General features: G+C 73.0%; 20 protein-coding genes. 15 read left to right on the forward strand and 5 right to left on the reverse strand.

All coding sequences use genetic code 11. From position 1 onward, the window contains the following. The first annotated feature begins 275 nt into the window (after positions 1 to 275). The 4 genes from ACIP82_RS07530 (at position 276) to ACIP82_RS07545 (ending at position 4,828) form a co-directional block, all read left to right on the forward strand. Positions 276 to 2,882, forward strand: coding sequence for a sensor histidine kinase KdpD (locus ACIP82_RS07530; protein WP_363615265.1), 2,607 nt, complete (start codon positions 276 to 278; stop codon positions 2,880 to 2,882). A 46-nt stretch (positions 2,883 to 2,928) separates the two neighbouring features. Next, a complete protein-coding gene (locus tag ACIP82_RS07535) occupies positions 2,929 to 3,609 on the forward strand; it encodes a response regulator (protein WP_363615267.1) in 681 nt (226 codons plus the stop codon). Positions 3,610 to 3,674: 65 nt separating this feature from the next. Further along, the gene (locus ACIP82_RS07540) at positions 3,675 to 4,082 is read left to right on the forward strand and encodes an OB-fold nucleic acid binding domain-containing protein (RefSeq protein WP_363615269.1); all 408 of its coding nucleotides are present in this window, start codon (positions 3,675 to 3,677) and stop codon (positions 4,080 to 4,082) included. Between the two features lie 2 nt (positions 4,083 to 4,084). Further along, entirely contained in the window at positions 4,085 to 4,828 is a 744-nt protein-coding gene (locus tag ACIP82_RS07545; RefSeq protein ID WP_363615271.1) for a DUF3159 domain-containing protein, read from the forward strand. Between the two features lie 71 nt (positions 4,829 to 4,899). Here ACIP82_RS07545 and ACIP82_RS07550 read toward each other — a convergent pair whose 3' ends face one another. Continuing rightward, on the reverse strand, positions 4,900 to 5,571 hold the full coding sequence (locus ACIP82_RS07550) for a TrkA family potassium uptake protein (protein ID WP_363607591.1): 672 nt from the start codon (positions 5,569 to 5,571) through the stop codon (positions 4,900 to 4,902). Beyond that, a complete protein-coding gene (locus tag ACIP82_RS07555) occupies positions 5,571 to 6,239 on the reverse strand; it encodes a potassium channel family protein (protein WP_400651883.1) in 669 nt (222 codons plus the stop codon). The genes ACIP82_RS07550 and ACIP82_RS07555 overlap by 1 nt, the downstream gene beginning before the upstream one ends. Positions 6,240 to 6,475: 236 nt before the next feature. Between ACIP82_RS07555 and ACIP82_RS07560 the strand changes: the two genes are divergently transcribed. Further along, the gene (locus ACIP82_RS07560) at positions 6,476 to 8,539 is read left to right on the forward strand and encodes an APC family permease (protein WP_400652325.1); all 2,064 of its coding nucleotides are present in this window, start codon (positions 6,476 to 6,478) and stop codon (positions 8,537 to 8,539) included. 287 nt (positions 8,540 to 8,826) lie between these two features. Next, positions 8,827 to 10,191 carry a class I SAM-dependent RNA methyltransferase gene (locus ACIP82_RS07565; RefSeq protein WP_400652326.1) on the forward strand — a complete coding sequence of 455 codons (1,365 nt, stop codon included), beginning with the start codon at positions 8,827 to 8,829 and terminating at the stop codon, positions 10,189 to 10,191. Positions 10,192 to 10,284: 93 nt separating this feature from the next. On the opposite strand, the gene ACIP82_RS07570 is transcribed toward ACIP82_RS07565, so the two are convergent. After that, positions 10,285 to 10,482, reverse strand: a complete 198-nt coding sequence (locus tag ACIP82_RS07570; RefSeq protein WP_363607588.1) for a hypothetical protein — start codon at positions 10,480 to 10,482, stop codon at positions 10,285 to 10,287. A gap of 350 nt (positions 10,483 to 10,832) precedes the next feature. On the opposite strand from ACIP82_RS07570, the gene ACIP82_RS07575 reads away from it, so the two are divergent. The 3 genes from ACIP82_RS07575 to ACIP82_RS07585 all read left to right on the forward strand — a co-directional run bounded on the left by ACIP82_RS07575 (position 10,833) and on the right by ACIP82_RS07585 (position 12,284). Continuing rightward, entirely contained in the window at positions 10,833 to 11,414 is a 582-nt protein-coding gene (locus ACIP82_RS07575; RefSeq protein WP_400651885.1) for a hypothetical protein, read from the forward strand. A 208-nt stretch (positions 11,415 to 11,622) separates the two neighbouring features. Next, complete coding sequence (locus tag ACIP82_RS07580) at positions 11,623 to 11,865, forward strand: toxin-antitoxin system HicB family antitoxin (protein ID WP_363607586.1); 243 nt, start codon at positions 11,623 to 11,625, stop codon at positions 11,863 to 11,865. Continuing rightward, positions 11,862 to 12,284 (forward strand): fic family toxin-antitoxin system, toxin component, encoded by a 423-nt coding sequence (locus ACIP82_RS07585; protein WP_363607585.1) that lies wholly within the window; start codon positions 11,862 to 11,864, stop codon positions 12,282 to 12,284. The genes ACIP82_RS07580 and ACIP82_RS07585 overlap by 4 nt, the downstream gene beginning before the upstream one ends. Before the next feature lie 45 nt (positions 12,285 to 12,329). On the opposite strand, the gene ACIP82_RS07590 is transcribed toward ACIP82_RS07585, so the two are convergent. Then, positions 12,330 to 13,223 (reverse strand): GNAT family N-acetyltransferase, encoded by an 894-nt coding sequence (locus ACIP82_RS07590; protein WP_400651890.1) that lies wholly within the window; start codon positions 13,221 to 13,223, stop codon positions 12,330 to 12,332. A gap of 251 nt (positions 13,224 to 13,474) precedes the next feature. Here ACIP82_RS07590 and ACIP82_RS07595 point away from each other — a divergent pair, with 251 nt between their 5' ends. From ACIP82_RS07595 to ACIP82_RS07620, 6 genes are all read left to right on the forward strand, one after another. Then, positions 13,475 to 14,464, forward strand: a complete 990-nt coding sequence (locus ACIP82_RS07595) for an ATP-grasp domain-containing protein (RefSeq protein WP_363607583.1) — start codon at positions 13,475 to 13,477, stop codon at positions 14,462 to 14,464. Further along, entirely contained in the window at positions 14,461 to 15,372 is a 912-nt protein-coding gene (locus tag ACIP82_RS07600; protein WP_400651893.1) for a RimK family alpha-L-glutamate ligase, read from the forward strand. The genes ACIP82_RS07595 and ACIP82_RS07600 overlap by 4 nt, the downstream gene beginning before the upstream one ends. Before the next feature lie 50 nt (positions 15,373 to 15,422). Then, positions 15,423 to 16,253, forward strand: a complete 831-nt coding sequence (locus tag ACIP82_RS07605) for a putative RNA methyltransferase (RefSeq protein ID WP_400651896.1) — start codon at positions 15,423 to 15,425, stop codon at positions 16,251 to 16,253. A 117-nt stretch (positions 16,254 to 16,370) separates the two neighbouring features. Next, positions 16,371 to 17,777 carry an AAA family ATPase gene (locus ACIP82_RS07610; RefSeq protein WP_400651899.1) on the forward strand — a complete coding sequence of 469 codons (1,407 nt, stop codon included), beginning with the start codon at positions 16,371 to 16,373 and terminating at the stop codon, positions 17,775 to 17,777. A gap of 83 nt (positions 17,778 to 17,860) precedes the next feature. Next, positions 17,861 to 18,244 (forward strand): nucleotide pyrophosphohydrolase, encoded by a 384-nt coding sequence (locus ACIP82_RS07615; RefSeq protein WP_400652327.1) that lies wholly within the window; start codon positions 17,861 to 17,863, stop codon positions 18,242 to 18,244. 167 nt (positions 18,245 to 18,411) lie between these two features. After that, entirely contained in the window at positions 18,412 to 19,152 is a 741-nt protein-coding gene (locus tag ACIP82_RS07620) for a DUF6099 family protein (protein WP_400651902.1), read from the forward strand. A 161-nt stretch (positions 19,153 to 19,313) separates the two neighbouring features. On the opposite strand, the gene dapD is transcribed toward ACIP82_RS07620, so the two are convergent. After that, complete coding sequence (gene dapD, locus ACIP82_RS07625; protein WP_400651904.1) at positions 19,314 to 20,303, reverse strand: 2,3,4,5-tetrahydropyridine-2,6-dicarboxylate N-succinyltransferase; 990 nt, start codon at positions 20,301 to 20,303, stop codon at positions 19,314 to 19,316. Between the last annotated feature and the right edge of the window lie 127 nt (positions 20,304 to 20,430).

Here is a 20,430-nt window from a genome sequence, read left to right on the forward strand (position 1 = left end):
TATTCCAGAGAACCCCCACCCGATTCCGGGTGGGGGTTCTCTGCGTTTACGGCCGTGTATTGCTGTGTATTTACGGCATCACGCGCAGGGCACGGTCGCGACGGCTGCTCGGACAGGGCACCCCGGCGCGCCGCTCCGCCGTCAATATGCCGCTAAAACCGCCTGATCAGCGCCCTGATCAGCGGAAAATCGCCTCCCACGCCGTAGTCTCGAAGGGGAGGGGAACAGGTGTCCGGGGGTGGCCCCCGGGCCGGGCCGGATCAAGAATGGTGCTCATGGGACGAGGCAGGCTGCGCATCTACCTCGGGGCGGCCCCCGGGGTCGGCAAGACGTACGCCATGCTCGCCGAAGCGCACCGGCGACTGGAGCGTGGCACGGACGTCGTGGTGGGGTTCGTCGAGGACCACGGGCGGCGGTACACGGCGGCGCTGGTGGCCGGCCTGGAGGTGGTGCCGCGCCGCGAGCTGGTCCATCGGGGCGCCGCGTTCACCGATATGGACCTGGACGCCGTGCTGGCCCGCCGCCCACAGGTGGCGCTGGTGGACGAGCTGGCGCACACCAACGTCCCCGGCTGCCGCAACGACAAGCGCTGGCAGGACGTCGAGGAACTGCTGGCGGCCGGGATCGACGTGATCTCGACCGTGAACATCCAGCACCTGGAGTCGCTCGGCGACGTGGTCGAGGGCATCACCGGGGTACGGCAGCGGGAGACCGTCCCGGACGAGGTGGTCCGGCGGGCAGACCAGATCGAACTGGTCGACATGTCACCGCAGGCGCTCCGCCGCCGCCTCGCACACGGCAACGTGTACGCGCCGGAGAAGATCGACGCCGCCCTGGCCAACTACTTCCGCCCGGGGAACCTGACCGCGCTGCGCGAGCTGGCGCTGCTGTGGACCGCGGACCGGGTCGACGAGTACCTGCAGAAGTACCGGGCCGAGCAGGGCATCGAAGGTACCTGGCAGGCCCGTGAGCGCATCGTGGTCGGCCTCACCGGCGGGCCGGAGGGCGCGACGCTGATCCGCAGGGCGGCCCGGATCGCCGCGCGCGGCTCCGGCGGCGAGCTGCTGGCCGTCCACATCTCCCGCTCGGACGGCCTGGTCGGCTCCGGTTCCGGCTCGCCGCAGGCGCTGATCGAACAGCGGGCGCTGGTGGAGAGCCTGGGCGGCAGCTTCCACGCGGTGCTGGGCGACGATCCGGCGGCCGGGCTGCTGGACTTCGCCCGGGGCGTCAACGCCACCCAGATCGTGCTGGGCACCAGCCGCCGGCCGGCCTGGCAGTACATCTACGGTCCGGGCGTGGGCACCACCGTGACCCGGGACTCCGGCGACATCGACGTGCACATCGTCACCCACGAGCACGCCGCCAAGGGGCGCGGCCGGCTCCCGACCCGCCGGGTCACCGACCTGGGCCGTCCGCGGACCGTCACCGGCTGGCTGATCGGGGTGGGCGGGCCGCCGCTGCTGGCGCTGCTGCTCACCCACACCAACGGACTCGGCCTCTCCACCGACATGCTGCTGTTCCTGTCGCTGACGGTCTGCGCGGCGCTGGTCGGCGGGCTGTTCCCGGCGATCGCCTCCGCCCTGGTCGGCTCCTCGGCGCTGAACTACTACTTCGCGCCGCCGATTCACACCTTCACCATCTCCGAGCCGCAGAACATCATCGCGGTGGCGATATTCACCACCGTCGGCATCGCGGTCGCCTCCGTGGTGGACCTGGCCGCCCGGCGCACCCATCAGGCGGCCCGCAGCCAGACCGAGGCGCAGACGCTCAGCGCGCTGGCGGGCACCGTGCTGCGTGGCGCGCCGAGCGGGGAGGGCGTGCTGACGGCGCTGCTGGAGCAGGTCAGGGAGACCTTTCAGCAGGACTCCGCCGCGCTGCTGGAACGGCCGGACCCGCTCGGCCCGTGGCAGGCGGTCGCGACGGCCGGCCCGCACCCGCCGGGGCGTCCCGAGGCCGCCGACGTGGACGTGCCGGTCGGTGACACCCTGGCCCTGGTCCTGCGCGGCCGGGTGCTGCCCGCCGAGGACCGCCGGCTGCTCGGCGCCTTCGCCGCCCAGGCCGCGGTGCTGCTGGAGCGCCGTCGACTGGCCGGGGAGGCCGTCGCTGCCCGCCGGGAGGCGGAGGGGAACCGGATCCGCACCGCGCTGCTCGCCGCCGTCTCGCACGACCTGCGAACCCCGCTGGCGAGCATCAAGGCCTCGGTCAGCTCGCTCCGCTCGGCGGACGTCGAATGGGACGAGCAGGACGAGGCGGAGCTGCTGGCTGGCATAGAGGCCGGCGCCGACCGGCTCGACCATCTGATCAACAACCTGCTCGACATGAGCCGGCTGCAGACCGGCACCGTCACCCCGCTGATCCAGGAGACCGACCTGGACGAGGTGGTGCCGTTCGCGCTCGGCGGCGTGCCGCCGGACTCCGTGCGGCTGGACGTCCCGGAGACCCTGCCGATGATCCGGGCCGACGGCGGGCTGCTGGAACGCTCGCTCGCCAACCTGGTCGAGAACGCCGTCAAGTACAGCCCGGACGGCGTCAAGGTGCTGGTCAAGGCCGACGCCCTGCACCCGGTGGGCGGCCCCGGCCGGGTCGAGCTGCGGATCGTCGACCGCGGCCCGGGGGTGCCCGAGGACGCCAAGGAACGGATCTTCGCGCCGTTCCAGCGGTACGGGGACGCCCCGCGCGGCGCCGGAGTGGGCCTGGGGCTCGCGGTGGCGCGCGGCTTCGTCGAGGCCATGGACGGTACCGTCACCGCGGAGGACACCCCCGGCGGGGGCCTGACGATGGTGGTCACCCTGCCCGCCGCCGACCGCCCGCCGGAGCCGGACGAGAGCGGGCCGCCCGACGCGGCCCCGCCCGAGGCGGCGACCAGCCCGTCCCGTGTATGACCACGTCAGACCTTCCCTTCCGACAGCTGTGAAAGGCGGAGCCCGTATGACCCGGGTCCTCGTCGTGGACGACGAACCGCAGATCGTCCGCGCGCTGGTGATCAACCTCAAGGCCCGCAAGTACGAGGTCGACGCGGCCCACGACGGCGCGAGCGCGCTGGAGCTGGCCGCCGCCCGGCACCCCGACGTCGTCGTCCTCGACCTCGGTCTGCCCGACATGGACGGCGTCGAGGTGATCAAGGGCCTGCGCGGCTGGACCAGGGTGCCGATCATCGTGCTCTCGGCCCGGCACGCCTCCGACGAGAAGGTCGAGGCGCTGGACGCCGGCGCGGACGACTACGTGACCAAGCCGTTCGGCATGGACGAGCTGCTCGCCCGGATGCGCGCCGCCGTCCGCCGGGCCGAGCCGGTGGCCGGGGAGGACGACTCGCTGGTGGTCACCGACAGCTTCACCGTCGACCTCGCGGCGAAGAAGGTAAACCGGGACGGCACCGACGTCCGCCTCACCCCGACCGAATGGCATCTGTTGGAGGTACTGGTCCGCAACGCAGGCCGACTGGTCAGCCAGACCCAGCTGCTCCAGGAGGTCTGGGGCCCGGCCTACCGCACCGAGACCAACTACCTGCGGGTCTACCTCGCCCAGCTGCGGCGCAAGCTGGAACGTGACCCCTCGCACCCGCGGCACTTCATCACCGAGCCGGGCATGGGCTACCGCTTCGAGGGGTGAGCCCCGGGCACCGCCCCGATATCGCGGCCTGCCCTCGGGGCCCCCGAAACCGGTACCCTTCCGGCATGAGTGGTGACATCAGCAGCGACCAGCCGCAGGGCCGCTTCCGCCGCATGCTCAGCCGGCTGACCTCCTCCACCGAGGAGCTGCAGGCCGAGGAGTTGCGCCAGGAGAGCGCGGCGGAGTCGGGCTGCACCCCGATCGCCCGCTGCGGAGACCGTGAAGTGGTCACCGTGGCAGGCACCCTGCGGACCGTGACCCTCCGCCCGCGGGCCGGCGTGCCCGCGCTGGAGGCCGAACTCTTCGACGGCACCGAGGCGTTGGACGTGGTCTGGCTCGGCCGCCGCTCCATCGCGGGCATAGAGCCCGGCCGCCGGCTGGTTGCCAGCGGCCGGATCAGCCTGGCACGCGGGCGCCGCGTGCTGTTCAACCCCCGCTATGAGCTGCGTCCGGTCGGACACGGGAGCGAATGAGCGTGAGCAACCAGCCCGGCGGCGAGTCCGCCGCCCAGCTCGACCTGGCCGGGATCAACGACGCCGCCGAGAACGAGGCGGCCCGGCGGGCCGCCGCCTCCAAGGAGGCCGCCGACACCGTGATGCAGGCCTTCGGCGGCGTGCGCGGCATGATCGACATGACCCTGCCCGGCCTGGTCTTCATCGTCACCTACAACATCACCCACGAGGTGGCGCCGGCCGGCTGGGCAGCGCTCGGCCTCTGCGCGCTGTTCGTGGTGACCAGGCTCGCCAGGCGGGAGACCGTCCAGCACGCCTTCAGCGGGGTGTTCGGGGTCGGCCTCGGCGTCTGGATCTCGATGAAGACCGGCAAGGCCGAGGACTTCTATCTGCCGGGCCTGCTCTGGAACGTCGGCTACTGCCTCGGCTTCGCCGTCTCGGCCCTGGTCCGCTGGCCGCTGATCGGCGTGATGCTGGGCCCGATCACCGGGGAGATGTTCACCTGGCGCAAGGAGAACCCGGGCCGGCTGGCCGCCTACACCAAGGCCACCTGGGCCTGGGTGGTGATCATGGGCATCAAGCCGCTGATCCTCTTCCCGCTGTACTTCTCCCACAACGTCAACCTGCTCGGCTGGCTGAAGGTCGCCCTGGGCATCCCGCCGATGCTGCTGGCGATGTACGTCACCTGGCAGATCCTGCTGAAGGCGCCGCCGCCGATCAAGGCGCAGCTGGACGACGAGCCGGCCGAAGAGGCCGACCGGCCGTAGGGCGTGTCCGACCAGGCCACGCGAGAGGGCCCGCACTCACCGAGTGCGGGCCCTCTCGCATGGCGGTGGCGCTACTGGGCGCCGGAGGAGGCGGACAGCAGGTCCTCCAGTTCCTCCTCGCGTTCCTGCGCGGCGACGAAGAGCAGCTCGTCGCCGCCCTCCAGGGTGTCGTCCTTGCCCGGCGTCAGCACCCGGCCCTCGCGGATGATGGTCACCAGCGCGGTGTCGGGCGGCCACGGCACGTCGCCGACCCGGGTGCCGACCAGTTCGGTGTCCGAGGCCAGGGTCAGCTCGACCAGGTTGGCGTTGCCCTGGCTGAAGCGCATCAGCCGGACCAGGTCGCCGACGCTGACCGCCTCCTCGACCAGGGCGGACATCAGACGCGGGGTGGAGACGGCCACGTCCACGCCCCAGGACTCGTTGAAGAGCCACTCGTTCTTCGGGTTGTTCACCCGGGCGACCACCCGCGGCACGCCGTACTCGGTCTTCGCCAGCAGCGAGACGACCAGGTTGACCTTGTCGTCACCGGTCGCGGCGATCACCACGTGGCAGCGATGCAGCGCCGCCTCGTCCAGCGAGGTGATCTCACAGGCGTCGGCCAGCAGCCACTCCGCCATGGGGACCCGCTCCACCGAGATGGAGTTGGGGTTCTTGTCGATCAGCAGGACCTCGTGGCCGTTCTCCAGCAGCTCGCCCGCGATCGAGCGGCCGACGGCCCCGGCTCCGGCAATGGCGACCCGCATCAGTGACCCTCCTCCTTCGGCCCCTGCGCGAACGCGGCCTCGACCGCCGTCAGGTCGGCCCGGCGCAGCATCACGTGCACCAGGTCGCCTTCCTGCACCACCATCTGGGGCGTGGGCAGCACACCCTCGCCGAGCCGGGTGACGAACGCCACCCGGGTGTCGGAGGCCTCCTCGAGCGCGCTCAGCCGGTGGCCGACCCAGACCGGGTTGTACGCCACCTCGGCGAGCTGCACGGTGCCGCTCGGGTCCTGCCAGAGCGGCTCGGCGCCGCTCGGCAGCAGCCGGCGCAGCATCTGGTCGGCCGTCCAGCGGACGGTGGCGACGGTCGGGATGCCCAGACGCTGGTAGACCTCGGCGCGCCGGGGGTCGTAGATCCGGGCCGCGACGTTCTCCACGCCGAAGTTCTCCCGGGCGACCCGGGCCGCGATGATGTTGGAGTTGTCTCCGCTGGAGACGGCGGCGAACGCGCCGGCCTCCTCGATGCCCGCCTCGCGCAGGGTGTCCTGGTCGAAGCCGACGCCCGTCACCCGGCGCCCGTTGAACCCGGCGCCCAGCCGGCGGAACGCCGTCGGGTCCTGGTCGACGACGGCCACCGAGTGGCCCTGTTTCTCCAGCGCCCTGGCGAGGGCGGAGCCCACGCGGCCGCAGCCCATGATGACGATGTGCACCGGCGCTACCTCACCCGTCCCGTTGGGTTCTTGACCTGCGCAAACACCGTTCGTCATCCTTCCCCGCCCCGCCGTGCGGGGCGAGCGTCCTCAGGGGTGCTCGGCGCGACAATCCAAGTGTTGCCCGCCTGCTCGTATCCGACACGCTAGCCGGTCCGTCGAACGCGGTCGCGACGAAGGGGGGGAGATAAGTCAGACCACGCTCCGAACAGCCCCTACGATTCCTTAACGTGCCTATGCCGACTGACCTTCCGAAACGCATCCTGATCGGGCGTGCGTTGCGCAGCGACAAGCTCGGGGAAACGCTGCTCCCCAAGCGCATCGCGCTGCCCGTTTTCGCCTCGGACGCGCTCTCCTCGGTCGCGTACGCGCCCGAGGAGATCCTGTTGACGCTCTCCCTGGCGGGCGCCTCGGCCATCCATTTCTCCTGGCAGATCGGCGTTGTCGTCGCCATCGTGATGCTCGCGGTGGTGGCCTCGTACCGGCAGAACGTCCACGCCTATCCCAGCGGCGGCGGTGACTACGAGGTCGCCACCGTCAACCACGGGCCGAACTCCGGTCTGGTGGTCGCCAGCGCGCTGATGGTGGACTACATCCTGACCGTGGCGGTCTCGACCACCTCGGGTGTGGCCAACGTGGTCTCCGCGGTGCCCGCGCTGCGCGGGCACGAGCTGACCCTGTCCGTCGTCGTGGTCATCCTGCTGATGGGGATGAACCTGCGCGGGGTCCGTGAGTCCGGCACCGCCTTCTCCGTTCCGACCTACGCCTTCATGGCCGGTGTGCTCGGCATGGTCGTCTACGGGGTGATCCGGCATTTCGCCTTCGGGCAGGAGATGCCGGCCGAGAGCTCCGGTTTCCATCTGGCGGCCACCCCGGGCAATGATTCGCTGGCCGGCTTCGCGATGGTGTTCCTGCTGCTCAAGGCGTTCTCCTCGGGCTGTGCCGCGCTGACCGGTGTGGAGGCGATCTCCAACGGTGTGCCGGCCTTCCGCAAGCCGAAGAGCAAGAACGCGGCGACCACCCTGCTGATGATGGCCACCATCGCCGTCGTGATGTTCATGGGCATCATCTGGCTGGCCCGGCTCACCGGCGTCCAGATGGCCGAGAACCCCGTCGAGCAGCTCGGCGGCGCCCCGGCCGACTACCACCAGAAGACCGCGCTCGCCCAGATCAGCGAGGCCGTCTTCTCGAACTTCACGCCCGGGTTCTTCTTCGTCGCCGCCGTCACCGGCCTGATCCTGGTGCTGGCCGCCAACACCGCCTTCAACGGGTTCCCGGTGCTCGGCTCGATCCTGGCCCAGGACCGCTACCTGCCGCGCCAGTTGCACACCCGCGGCGACCGCCTGGCGTTCTCCAACGGCATCATCCTGCTGGCGCTGGCCGCGATCCTGTTCATCATCGCGTTCGACGCCGACCCGACCCGGCTGATCCAGCTCTACATCGTCGGCGTCTTCGTCTCCTTCAACATGAGCCAGTCCGGCATGATCCGGCACTGGACGCGGGAGCTGCGCGGCGAGACCGACCCGGCCCGCCGCCGCCACATGCAGCGCAGCCGGGCGATCAACACCTTCGGTCTGGTGATGACCATGGCGGTGCTGATCGTCGTCCTCGCCACCAAGATCAGCCACGCCTGGATCGCGATCGCCGCGATGATCGTGCTGTTCGTGATGATGAAGGCCATCCGCCGGCACTACGACCGGGTCTCCGAGGAACTGGTCGCCGCGGAGGAGCCGGACGACGTGGTGCTGCCCACCCGGGTGCACGCCATCGTGCTGGTCTCCAAGCTGCACAAGCCGGCGCTGCGCGCCCTGGCGTACGCGCGGCTGGCCCGCGCCCACACGCTGGAGGCCGTGACCGTGAACGTCGATCCGGCGGACACCGCGGCGCTGCGCAAGGAGTGGGACGAGCGCGGCATCGAGGTGCCGCTCAAGGTGCTGGACTCGCCGTTCCGTGAGATCACCGGGCCGGTGCTGGACTACGTCAAGAACCTGCGCCGCAGCAGCCCGCGCGAGGTGGTGTCGGTCTACATCCCCGAGTACGTGGTCGGCCACTGGTACGAGCACCTGCTGCACAACCAGAGCGCGCTGCGGCTCAAGGGACGCCTGCTCTTCAAGCCCGGTGTGATGGTGACCTCCGTACCCTGGCAGTTGGAGTCCTCCGAACGGCGCAGGCCGCAGAAGGCGTGGTCGGCGCCCGGTGCCGTCCGGCGTGGTGAGCCACGCGCACCGAAGGCCGTAAAGTCGAAGGTCTCCGCAACGCCCGACGCCACCGCTGACAGCAGCAAGGACTTCTCCCAGTGACCCGCAACACCCCGTCCCGCTCCAACGGCTCCTCGGGCAAGGGCGCCCGCAAGGGCGGTGCCAAGCCCGGCCAGGTCGCCCGTCCGCGCTGGGGCAAGCCGGTGCGTCCGGCTGCCACCGACCGCGAGGGCTTCACCGCGCAGACCGCCCCGCTCGCCCCGGGCGAGCGCGCCCCCGAGCGCCCGGCGGAAGCCGCCGAGGGCGCGGCCAAGCAGCCGAAGCCGGCGAAGTCGGCAAAGCCCACGGGCGACCGTCCGCGCAAGCAGACCGTCCGCCCGCCCAAGGCGCTGCGCACCCCGCGCCCGCCGCGCGCCGAGGCCGCCCCCAAGGGACCCGGCGGCGACCCGCTGGTCGGCGAGCGGTACGAGGTCGAGGTCGGCCCGGTCGCGCACGGCGGCGGGCACTGCGTGGCCCGGCACGAGGGCCGGGTGCTGTTCGTCCGGCACACGCTGCCCGGTGAGCGGGTGATCGCGCTGGTCACCGAGGGCACCACCAAGTCCCGCTTCCTGCGGGCCGACGCGGTGGAGATCCTGGAGCCGGCCAAGGACCGGATCGCCCCGCCGTGCCCGTTCGCCGGGCCGGGCAAGTGCGGCGGCTGCGACTGGCAGCACGTCACCCCCGGCGGGCAGCGCAAGCTCAAGGTGCAGGTGCTCACCGAGCAGCTGGCCAAGCTGGCCGGGCTCACCCCGGCCGAGGCCGGCTGGGACGGCAGTGTCGAGCCGGTCGGTGGCAAGCTCCCGGCCGGGCAGGTGCCGGCCTGGCGCACCCGGGTGCAGTACACGGTGGACGCGGGGACCGGGAAGGTCGGCCTGCGCAAGCACCGTTCGCACGACATCCAGCCGGTGGACCACTGCCTGATCGCCGCCGAGGGCGTCAGCGAGCTGGGGATCGAGGCCCGTGACTGGCCGGGCGTCGCCTCGGTCGAGGTGATCGCCGCCTCCGGCTCCTCGGACCGCCAGGTGGTGCTGACCCCGGCGCCGGGCGCGCAGCTGCCGCTGGTGGAGCTGGACAAGCCGGTGTCGATCAGCCGGATCGACGAGCAGGGCAACGTCCACCGGGTGCACGGCCGCGCCTTCGTGCGCGAGCGGGCGGCCGGGCGGACCTGGCGGGTCAGCAACGGCGGCTTCTGGCAGATCCACCCCGAGGCACCGGACACCCTGGTGGACGCGGTCCTGGACGGCCTGGACCCGCAGTGGGGCGAGAACGCGCTCGACCTGTACTGCGGTGTGGGCCTGTTCGCGGGCGCGCTGGCCGACCGGGTCGGCGAGGACGGCGCGGTGCTCGGCATCGAGTCCGCCAAGCAGGCGGTGGAGGACGCCCGGCACAACCTGGCCGCGCTGGACAACGTCCGGATCGAGTGCGACCGGGTGGAGACGCTGCTGCCGCGCACCGGCATCACCGCCACCGACCTGATCGTCCTGGACCCGCCGCGGGCGGGCGCCGGGCGGGAGACCGTCGCGCACCTGGCCGGCCTGGCGGCCCGCCGGATCGCGTACGTGGCCTGTGACCCGGCCGCGCTCGCCCGGGACCTGGCGTACTTCCGCGAGGGCGGCTACCGGCCGGTCTCGCTGCGGGCCTTCGACCTGTTCCCGATGACCCACCACTTCGAGTGCGTGGCGATCCTGGAGCCGGTGGGGGAGCTCGCGCAGTAGCGGCGGCCCAGTTGTGACGGAGGCGGCATCCGGGGTTTCCCGGGTGCCGCCTCCGTGTGTCCGCGGGTGTGAGCGCCCGGGCGGGCGTGCCGTTCAGCGCTGGTCCGGCTCCCCTTCGTCGGCGCTGGGCGGCAGGGTGATCCCGTGCTGGGCGGCGAGCCGGAGCAGTCCGGCGATCCGGCCCTCGTACGCCTGGACGCCGTCGGCGTCCCCGTCGGCCCGGGCGGCCGCGAGTTCCTTGCGGGCCTGGTCGAGCTGCTCGCGCAGCTCCTGGTCGAACATGGCTGTCATTGCCGGCCTCCACACCGGTCGGTGCCGCTCCAGGGAATGCTCAGGGCAATTCAGAGTCTACGAAGGTGAAGAACTCTTCAAGTCTCGCTCCGATCGGTACCGCTCCGGTGCGCCCGGCGGTGTTCACCCCCGGATGTCCTGGCCGGTGGTCCGGCCGTCACTGGCACCGCCATTCTCGTCCCGGTCGCCCGGGCTCCGCCCTCGCGGCACCGGGCGCGGCCCGCGGCATGGCTGATCTGCTAGTTTCGCCGTGCCGTGCCTCGGCGTGAAGCGAGTGGCCACCTGCCTGCGTGCCGGATCGTGGCGGGCAGGTGCAACATGACAGCGAGGGGGCGGCGATGAACGGGTCGTTGCGGAGTACACGCCGGCTGGGCATCGCGGCCGCCGCACTGGCGCTCGCTCTGACCGCCTGCTCGTCCGGCGCCACGGGCAAGGCCTCGAAGCGGCTCATCCCTCCCGAGCAGGCCGTCCAGCAGCTGAGCGCCCTGCTCGACGAGTCGCTGTCCGAGGTCCGGCCGAAGCTGCGGTACCGGGACGAGTGGCCCCGCTCGACCGAGCAGTACTCCAGGGGGCTCGACGAGCATTCCCTCGGCTACGCGACCGCCTCCCGCCGGCGCCACATCATGACCAAGGTCTCGCCGGCCAAGTACGGCGTCCTGCTGGACATGGTCCGGCGCGGCTTGCAGGCCAGGGGCTACACGGTCAACTCGGCCGCCCCGGACCGGCTTGCCGTGTCCGCCACCACCCCGGACGGCTCCGGCGTGGGAATCACCATCCACCCCGCCGGCAACATCGACATCGGGGCGTCGGTCGGCCCCGTCCCGGTGGCCGACGGCCACGACTCCTTCGGCACCCCCACCCCCGAGCCGACCATGTCCAACGGCAATCCCGACATCCTCCCCAGGGACGACGACCCCTTCTGGTCGAACTGACCCCGGCCCACCGGGTCGGTGAGCCGGATCCGGGACCCGTGGCGCAGGACGCCGGACCGGTCGACTTCCTGCCGGAGCGAAGAGTCCGGTGGGCGCTTCCCCCGGCTCGCGAACGGAACTCCTTCGCGCCGCCCGACAACGGGGAGGGCGTGCGACGGCTTTGCATGCGCCCTTGTTGTGCTAGCACATCGGCGCTAGCTTGAGATTCATGGGTAAGAAGCAGCTGAACGTCCGGGTGGACGCCACCACCGCGGAGATGGCCCGGGAGCGGGCGGAGCAGCAGGGGATCAGCATGAACCAGTACATCGAGCGCCTGGTCCAGCAGGACATGGGCGAGGCCGGGCGGGCGTTCGTCGACGCCGCGGCGCAGTTCATGAAGGAGTACGAGACGGCCTTCCTGGCCGAGTTCGGCGAGCGGGGCGGCGCCGACCTGCAGGACGTGCGCCGTTGAACCTGGAGGTCGACCTCTCGTGGCTGCTCATGACCGCCGAGCAGTACACACCCGGTGACCCGCAGGTCACCGACTACGGGTCGCTGCTCGCCGCGGTCTCCCGCCATCAGGCCGAGATCTTCGACATCGCCGTCTACCCCGAACCGCAGGACCGCGCCGCCGCCCTGATGCACCAGCTGATCCGGGTGCCGGCCCTGGAGAAGACCAACGAGCTGTACGCCACCGCCGTCGCCTACGCCTACCTGGTGGCCAGCGGCTGCACGGTCGCGACCACCGCCCGCGAGGTGCGCAGCCTCGCCCGGGCCATCCGTGAGGGGCGGCTCGGCGTGGCCGGGGTCGCGGAACGGCTGGCGGCCTGGGTGGTGGACGAGGCCGAGGGGGAGGGCGTCAGCGGCGAGGACGACGAGGACTCGGACTGACGACCTCCCCCCACGGCGCACCCTGTGCGGGGTGCGCCGTACGGTCTACGCGCCGGCCGGGCCGGTCCCGGCGGGCTCGGCGATCAGGGCCGTCGCGAACGGGCGGAAGCCGGCCCGGCGGTAGATCCGGGCGACGTCCTCGTCGGCGGCGGACAGGAACACCGTCCGCACGCCGTTCGCCCGTGCGTGGGCGACCAGCGCCGCCGTGACCGCCAGACCGAGGCCGCGGCGGCGCGCCGACGGCAGGGTGCCGACACCGGCCACTTCGGTGACCGGGCCGACCGGGTTGTGCTGGCCCGCGCAGAGCGCCGAGCCGTTCTGGACGGCCGCGGCGAGCACGGTGCGCCCGGCGGCGATCCGCTCCGCGATCCGCGCGACGGAGCCGTCGGCCACCGAGCGTTCGGCCGCCGCCGCCAGCTCGTCCGTACCCGCGCCGCCCACGCCGGTGCCCGGCTCGGCGAAGGCCAGGTGCGGGACGGTCACCGCGCTCGCCAGGTCGGGGTCGCCGGCGGCCAGCACCCGGACCGACACCCCGTCCGGCGGCCCGGCCGGCCCGGCCGCCGCGTCCTCGGGGCCCAGCACCAGCAGCGGGTGCTCGTGCACCACCAGCCCGGCCTCCTCCACCGCCGCGCGCAGCAGCGGATCGTGCTCGGCCACCCACTCGAAGGCCTCCGGCAGACCCAGCTCGCGCTGGCGGGCCAGGACCAGGCGGACGTCCTCGGCGGTGGCCGCGGGGCCGCTGCGGCCCAGCGCCGGCCGGGCGTAGTACGGCCAGCCCTCGCCCTCGCGGACGAACAGGCTGAGCGGACCGAAGTCCTCGACCCGGGCGGCGCTGCGCGGTACGGCGTCGTAGTACCGCTCGATCTCGTCGAGGAGGGTCCGGTGGCCGTGGTGGTCGGGGTGGACGGAGTCAGGAGCAGCAGTAGTCACGCCGTGCATCCAAGCAGGCGGCCGCCGCTCCTGCCACCGCATTGGGCGCCGTCGGGATGCGGGCGGGACCGGCGGCGGTGAGGCGGTCCGGCGGTTCGTCAGGGGCCGTTCCGACAGGGGCATTTCGGATCGATTGTTGCCCAATGCTTACAGGCCGGGCGATCTTGTGTGTGGGCGGCGTGGCATTCTGGGGCCTTTACAGCTCTGCCGGACGGGACGGCGGACGTCCTGCTGGGCAAGGCGAGGGGGATGACAGGCTCATGAGGCTCTGCTTTCTGGTGGAGGAGCACTACCGGCACGACGGCATGCCGCTCGACGTGGCGCGCCAACTCACCGCGTGGGGCCACCGGGTGGACCTGCTGCGCCCCGGCAACGCGCTGATGGCGATCTCCGAGGCGGTCCGGGCGGGCAGCCATGACGCCTGGGTGCTCAAGACCGTCTCCGGTGGTCCCGGCCTGACCCTGCTGGAGGCGGCCGCCGCCGTCGGCCTCACCACGATCAACGACGTCCGCTCCATCCGCGGCGTCCGGGACAAGGCGCTCGCCGCGGTGATCGCCCGTACCCGGGGTCTGCCCGTCCCGGTCACCTACGCGGCCGCCCGCTGGGAACGGCTCGCGGAGATCCCCGCCTCCGAGTACCCGCTCGTGGTGAAGCCCGCCGACGGCAGTTCGGGGCGGGCCGTGAGGCTCGTCCCGACCCCGGAGCACCTCGCCGAACTCGGTCCCGAACTGGACGGCGAGAGCCTGCTGATCGCCCAGCCGTACGTGCCCAACTCCGGTACCGATCTCAAGGTGTACTGCGTCGACGGCGAGCTGTACGCGACCGAGCGCTGCTCGCCGCTCCACCCCGGCCAGGGCGTACGCGAACGGCAGGTGCCGCTCAGCGGCGATGTCGCGCGGATCGCCGCCCAGGTCGGGGAGGTGTTCGGTCTCGATCTCTACGGGGTCGACGTGCTGCTCGGCCCGGACGGTCCAGTGGTCGTCGACATCAACGACTTCCCGAGTTTCCGTCAGGTGCCCGACGCGGTCGCCCGGGTCGCCCGGGCGGTGCTGCGACTGGCCCGTACCGGGACGGCCGTCTCCGCCCCGGCGCCCGCCCTGGAGTCCGTTCCCGCCCCGGCACCGGGGGTCGTACGGCTGCCCGCGCAAGGGGCCGCCCTCGGGGTGCCCGCTCAGGTGGGCGGTTCCGCGTTCGGCGCCGATTTCGGGGGAGCCGGGTACGACGGGGCCCGCCTCGGCGGCTCGATATGAGGATCTGCCTGCTCACGCCCGACCCCGGTCACCCGCTGCTCGCCGCCACCGCAGGGCTGCTGAGGCCCCGCCACCTGGTGGAGAGCCTCGACCCCAACGCGGGCGACGGTCCGCCCGCCGACCGGCTCGGCCCCGGCCCGCTCGCCGACGTCTACCTGCTCAAGGCCCGTACGCCCCGGGCCCTCGCGTTCGCCCGCCACCTGGAGGAGCGGGGCGCCCCGGTCATCAACTCGGCCGCCGCGACCCGGTTCTGCCAGGACCGCACCGGCATGGCCGAGCTGGCCCGCTCGGCCGGTCTGCCGTTCGCCGCCACCCGTACCGCGGCCCGCCTCGCCGACCTGGCCGAACCCGGCTTCCCGCTGGTCGTCAAGAGCCGCTACAGCCGCCGCCACGACCTCGTCGCCCGGGTCGACGACGCCGCCGGGCTGCGTGCCCTCGCCGAGCGCTGGCCCGACGAGCCCGTGGTGACCCAGCCGTACCTCGCCAACTCCGGCTGGGACCAGAAGCTGTGGGTGATCGCCGGGCAGGTGTTCTGCGCCCGGCGCCGGTCCGAGCTCGCCGAGCCCGCGCTTGTCGAGCCGGTGCTTGTCGAGCCGGCACCCGCCGGGGCCGCCGCGGGAGCCGCCCACGGCAGCCCGTTCGGGCCGGGGGACCTGCCGGCCGAGCGGGTGGACCTCGCGCGGCGGGTCGGCGAGGTGTTCGGCCTCGACGTGTACGGCGTCGATCTGCTCGACGGGCCCGCCGAACCCGTGATCGTCGATGTCAACGCCTTTCCCGGCGTCCGCGGGCAGGCCGGCGCGCCCGAGGCGCTGGCCGCGCTGGCGCTGCGGGTGGCGGGCCGGGGCGGCGCCGGCGGCCCCCGGGTGCCCGGACCGCGCGGTGCGGGGTGGCCCACCAGCAGTCGTTAGGCTTGCCCTTCCGGTCGGACGGCGAACCGGATGGCGGGAGAAGACGGACGTTGCTGCAGGACATCGAGCCCTACCTGGCCTGCCCGCACTGCGCGCAGGCGCTCACCCCGGACGGGCGCACCCTGCGCTGCCCGTCGGGGCACAGCTTCGACATCGCCAGGCAGGGCTACGTCAGCCTGCTCGCCGGTGACGCCCACACCGGCACCGGCGACACCGCCGGGATGGTCGCCGCCCGCAGCGACTTCCTCGCCGCCGGCCACTACCGGCCGATTGCCGACGCCCTCGCCGAGGCCGCCGCGGCGGCCGCCCCGGAGGGTCTCGTCGCGGACCTCGGCGCCGGTACCGGCCACTATCTCGCCCATGTCCTCGACGCCCTTCCCGGCAGCCCCGGCGCGGCCCTGGACATCTCCAAGTACGCGCTGCGCCGGGCCGCCAGGGCCCACCCCCGGATCGGGGCCGTCGTCTGTGACGCCTGGCGCCCGCTGCCGCTGCGGGACGGGTCCGCCGGGCTCGTGCTGAACGTCTTCGCGCCGCGCAACGGCCCGGAGATCCGCCGTGTGCTGCGCCCCGGCGGCACGCTGCTGCTGGTCTCGCCGACCTCCCGCCACCTGCGCGAACTCGTCGCCGCCCTGGGCCTGCTCTCGGTCGACGAGGAGAAACAGCGCCGGATCGAGGAGAAGCTTGGCCCCTACCTCGACCCGGCCGGGCAGCGGGAGGTCGAGTTCACGATGCGGTTGTCGGCGGCCGACGTCCGCACCGTCGTCGGGATGGGCCCGAGCGCCTGGCACACCGACCGGGAGGTGCTGGAGGACCGGCTCGCCGCGCTGGCCGACCCGGTCGAGGTGACCGCCTCGGTGACGGTGGCGGTCTATCGGCGCTGACGGTACGGCGGGTGGTGGCTGTCGGGGCGACGAGCGCTTTGTCCCCGGGACCTCGTTGGGATGAATCTGCCGAGCAGGCACGTTTCTCCCGTCCGACCTGCGGCTAACGTCCGACGGGTGAACCGCGACGCCACCCGGCCCGCCGTGCCGGCCCACCCCCGTCCGAGCGCTCCGGGGCCCGGTCGACCGCCCGTCCAGCGCCCCATCGTCGAGGAGATCCGGCTCGCCTCCTTCAAGTCCTACCGGCGCGCGACACTGCCGCTCGCGCCCCTGACCGTGCTGCACGGCCCCGCCGGCGTCGGCAAGTCGAACGCCCTCGACGGGCTCGCCGTCCTCTCCCGGCTCGCCCTCGGCGAGGAGATCGCCGACTCCCTCAACGGCCTGCCGGGCCGGACCGGACCACTGGCCGTCCCCGTGCGCGGCGGCCTGGAGGGCTGCGTCCCGCACGGCCGGAACGCGATCATCCTCGGCTGCACCGTCCGTTCCGGTGACGGGCCGATCCGCCTGGAGCTCGTGATCCGCACCGACGGGCCCGTCCGGATCGCCCGTGAACGGCTCACCCTCGACGGCCGGACCCTGGTCGAGACCGGTGAACAGGACGTCCGCAACCAGCGGGTCAACGTCAGCTGGCACAACGACACCCGCCAGGGCGACATCCGGGCGCCCTTCCCCGGAAACACCATGATCACTTCGCAGATCCCCCTGCGGGTGGCCGGATCCTCCCCCGGCGAGCGCAAGGTGCTGGCCGCCGCCGAACAGCTGCTCACCGCCCTGCGCGAGGTCTTCCCCGTCCACCCCGTACCCGCCCTGATGCGCGGCTGGGCCCGCCCGAACCCGCAGGCCAGGCTGCTCAGCACCGCCGCCAACATCTCCGCCGTGATCGCCCGGCTCAGCAACGAATGCGGCCGCCGGTACGGCCAACTGCTGCGCGTCGTCCAGTCCGCCGCGCCGCACCCGCTGCTCGGGCTCGACCTCGCGCACCGGGGTACCGGCGCCGACCAGCGGGTCCTGGCCGTCTTCGACGAGGGCGTCCTCGGCCGCACCGGCGTCGACCAGGCCTCCGACGGCATGCTGCGCCACCTCGCGTTCGCCGCCGTGCTGCTCACCGGGGCCGGCGTGCTCGACCTGGATGCGGCCGCCGAGGTCCCCTGGGCGCACCGGCAGCTCACCGTGCTCGCCGACGACCTCGGCGCCGGGCTCAGCACCGAGCAGGCCGCCTCGCTGCTGCGGCTCGCCCGTGAGATGTCCGGGCGCAACCAGCTGCGCGTGCTGGCGGCGCTCCAGGAACCGGCTGCCGCCCGGGAGGCGTTCGGCGGGTCGGGCGGGCTGCCGCCGGGGGCCACGCTGGTCGAGTGCCGACGGGACCCGGGCTCCGGCCACACCGTGCTGCGGACGGAGACGGCGCGGGTACCGGCCCAGGCGGTGCGCGGGTGCGGGCCGGTAGGGGAGCCCGGGGTGACCGTGGGGACGGAGCCGGGGGCGGTGCCGGAGACGGTGGTGGATGCGGTAGACCTGGACGGGTGAGTGAACGAGTGACGGAGTCCGGGGCTGGCCCGGTGGAGCCCGGAGCGGCGTCCGGCGAGGCCGCGGTCCCCACGCTGGAGAGCCTGCGGCAGCGGTTGGTGGAGTTCGCCGCCGCGCGTGGCTGGGAGCCCTTCCACACGCCCAAGAATCTGGCCGCCGCGCTGACCGTGGAGGCCGGCGAGCTGCTGGAGATCTTCCAGTGGCTCACACCGGAACAGGCCGCGTCGGTGATGTCCGATCCGGACAGCGCCCATCGGGTGCGCGACGAGGTGGCCGATGTCCTCGCGTATCTGGTGCAGTTCTGTTCGGTACTGGGAGTGGATCCGCTGGCGGCCCTCGCGGCCAAGATCGAACGGAACGAACTGCGCTTCCCGGTTCCTGGGCCTGGGTCGGGGTTGGGGTTGGGATCGGGGAGTGGGACAGGGGGCGGATCGGGGTTCGGCGTCGACTCGAACGTAGGCGATTAACCCTTGTGGGGGATGGAAGTTATCCACACCCCCGGGCTTTTCCACAGGCTTTGACGAGGTGGCCGCATCCGGCCGCGCCCCGACGCACGCTTTCGCCGTGACCACGTGACCGCCATACCGGCGGTCGCGGTCGACGGCGAAACGAGCGAGAAGGGGGTGGCGGGCCGATGGAGGCGCTGCGACTCATCAGGACGGCCAGGCACGCGCTGGCCGAGGCCAGGGAGGTACCGGAGGTGCTGGCCGAGGCGCGGCAGGCCGCGCTGCTCACCGAGGCGGTGGGCGCTCGGCTGTCCGAGCTGGACGACGGCGAGTTGGCCGGGCTCGGCCGGCAGCTGTCCGAGGCCGGCGCCCACGCGGCCGGCTGCCTGGACCAGACCTGGTCCGACCGGTGCGCCCCGCCGGGCTGGGGTGGCAGCGGACGGGCCGGGCGGCTCACCGATCTCGGTGAGCTCGCCCCGGCCCTGGGTGAACTCGGCGGCCTGCTGCAGGACGTCGGCGAGGCGCTGGTGGTGCTGGCCTGCGGCGCCGACACCGAGAGCCTGTACTGGACCTGCATCGACGGGGTCGACGCCGGGGCGGAGTGCAAGGACGTGGTCGGTCGGCTGAGACAGACCGTCGGCGCGGCGGCGGGGGAGGAGGGCGCCGATACCGCATCCGGTCCCGGCGGGGTGGCGGACGGCGCGGCCGGTCCACCGCCGCCCTGGGCTTCGGCGACCGGGCGGGCATCGCCGCCACTGGTCCTCCGGCTCGGTCCTCCGGTCGGTGGCACTGCGGAGGGCGGGGCTGAGCAGGGTGGGGCCGCGGAAGGCAGGGCCGCTCCGCCGGGCTGTCGGGCGTCGGGCGCGGCGGCCGCCTCGGAACAGGGTTCGGAGCGGAGGGCCGCCGTTTCGGTCGGCCGTGCACGGTGATGCGGCCGGCGGCGGTCCGGTCGGGCCGCGCGGACGACAGGGCGGCTGGACGACAGGGCGGGCGGACGGCAAGCGCAGCGGCCCCGGCGCCGTCACCCGGCACCGGGGCCACCCCGCACAGTCGTGTTGCCGCAGCGCTGATGCGGCAACACGAGAGGCGGTCAGTTGTGAGCGTGCAGCTCGGCGTTCAGGCCGCCCCAGGAGCCGGAGCGGGCGATCACCTCGACCGCGCCCGTCTGGGAGTTGCGGCGGAACAGCAGGTTGTCCTGGCCGGACAGCTCGACCGCCTTGGCCACCTTGCCGTCCGGGGTGGTCACCCGGGTGCCGGCGGTCACGTACAGGCCGGCCTCCACGACGCAGTCGCTGCCCAGCGAGATGCCGATGCCCGCGTTGGCACCGAGCAGGCAGCGCTCGCCGACCGAGACGATCTGCTTGCCGCCGCCCGACAGGGTGCCCATGATCGAGGCGCCGCCGCCGATGTCGCTGTGGTCGCCGACCACGACGCCCGCGCTGATCCGGCCCTCGACCATCGAGGTGCCCAGCGTGCCGGCGTTGAAGTTGACGAAGCCCTCGTGCATCACGGTGGTGCCGGTGGCCAGGTGGGCGCCGAGCCGGACGCGGTCCGCGTGGGCGATGCGCACACCCGAGGGGGCGACGTAGTCGGTCATCCGCGGGAACTTGTCGATGCCGTAGACGGCGAGCTGGCCGCCCTGGGCGCGCACCGCCAGACGGGCCTGCTCGACCTTGTCCACCTGCACCGGGCCGATGCTGGTCCACGCCACGTTGGCCAGCAGACCGAACAGGCCGTCCAGGTTCTGGCCGTGCGGCTTCACCAGACGGTGGCTCAGCAGGTGCAGGCGCAGGTAGGCGTCGTGCGCGTCGATCGGCTTCTCGTCCAGCGAGGCGATCGTGGTGCGCACGGCGACCACCTCGACGCCGCGGCGTACGTCGGTGCGGAGCGCCTCGGCGGCGCCGGCGCCCAGCTCGGCCTCGGCCTGCTCGGCGGTCAGACGGACGGTGCCGGCCGGGCCGGGCTCGGCGGCCAGCGCGGGGGTGGGGTACCAGGTGTCGAGGACGGTGCCGTCGGCGGCGATGGTGGCCAGACCGGCGGCGACGGCGCCGCTTGCGCGGGAGGTGGATTCAGCAGTCACATCGTGCACGTTAACGAATGCGGGCCGTCGGTGCCGAACACGCTCACCGTGCGGACGCGGCGGCCCGCCGTCCGCCGGGGGAGCCGCGCGGCCGCCCGCGCCGGCTCCGGACCTCGGATAAACCCGG

Source organism: Kitasatospora sp. NPDC088548, from assembly GCF_044753005.1.
GTDB lineage: Bacteria > Actinomycetota > Actinomycetes > Streptomycetales > Streptomycetaceae > Kitasatospora.

Coding starts and splice junctions, on each gene's coding strand:
- ACIP82_RS07530 (WP_363615265.1), top strand. CDS start 276: ATGGGACGAGGCAGGCTGCGCATCTACCTCGGGGCGGCCCCCGGGGTC.
- ACIP82_RS07535 (WP_363615267.1), top strand. CDS start 2,929: ATGACCCGGGTCCTCGTCGTGGACGACGAACCGCAGATCGTCCGCGCG.
- ACIP82_RS07540 (WP_363615269.1), top strand. CDS start 3,675: ATGAGTGGTGACATCAGCAGCGACCAGCCGCAGGGCCGCTTCCGCCGC.
- ACIP82_RS07550 (WP_363607591.1), bottom strand. CDS start 5,571: ATGCGGGTCGCCATTGCCGGAGCCGGGGCCGTCGGCCGCTCGATCGCG.
- ACIP82_RS07560 (WP_400652325.1), top strand. CDS start 6,476: ATGCCGACTGACCTTCCGAAACGCATCCTGATCGGGCGTGCGTTGCGC.
- ACIP82_RS07570 (WP_363607588.1), bottom strand. CDS start 10,482: ATGACAGCCATGTTCGACCAGGAGCTGCGCGAGCAGCTCGACCAGGCC.
- ACIP82_RS07580 (WP_363607586.1), top strand. CDS start 11,623: ATGGGTAAGAAGCAGCTGAACGTCCGGGTGGACGCCACCACCGCGGAG.
- ACIP82_RS07590 (WP_400651890.1), bottom strand. CDS start 13,223: ATGCACGGCGTGACTACTGCTGCTCCTGACTCCGTCCACCCCGACCAC.
- ACIP82_RS07595 (WP_363607583.1), top strand. CDS start 13,475: ATGAGGCTCTGCTTTCTGGTGGAGGAGCACTACCGGCACGACGGCATG.
- ACIP82_RS07600 (WP_400651893.1), top strand. CDS start 14,461: ATGAGGATCTGCCTGCTCACGCCCGACCCCGGTCACCCGCTGCTCGCC.
- ACIP82_RS07620 (WP_400651902.1), top strand. CDS start 18,412: ATGGAGGCGCTGCGACTCATCAGGACGGCCAGGCACGCGCTGGCCGAG.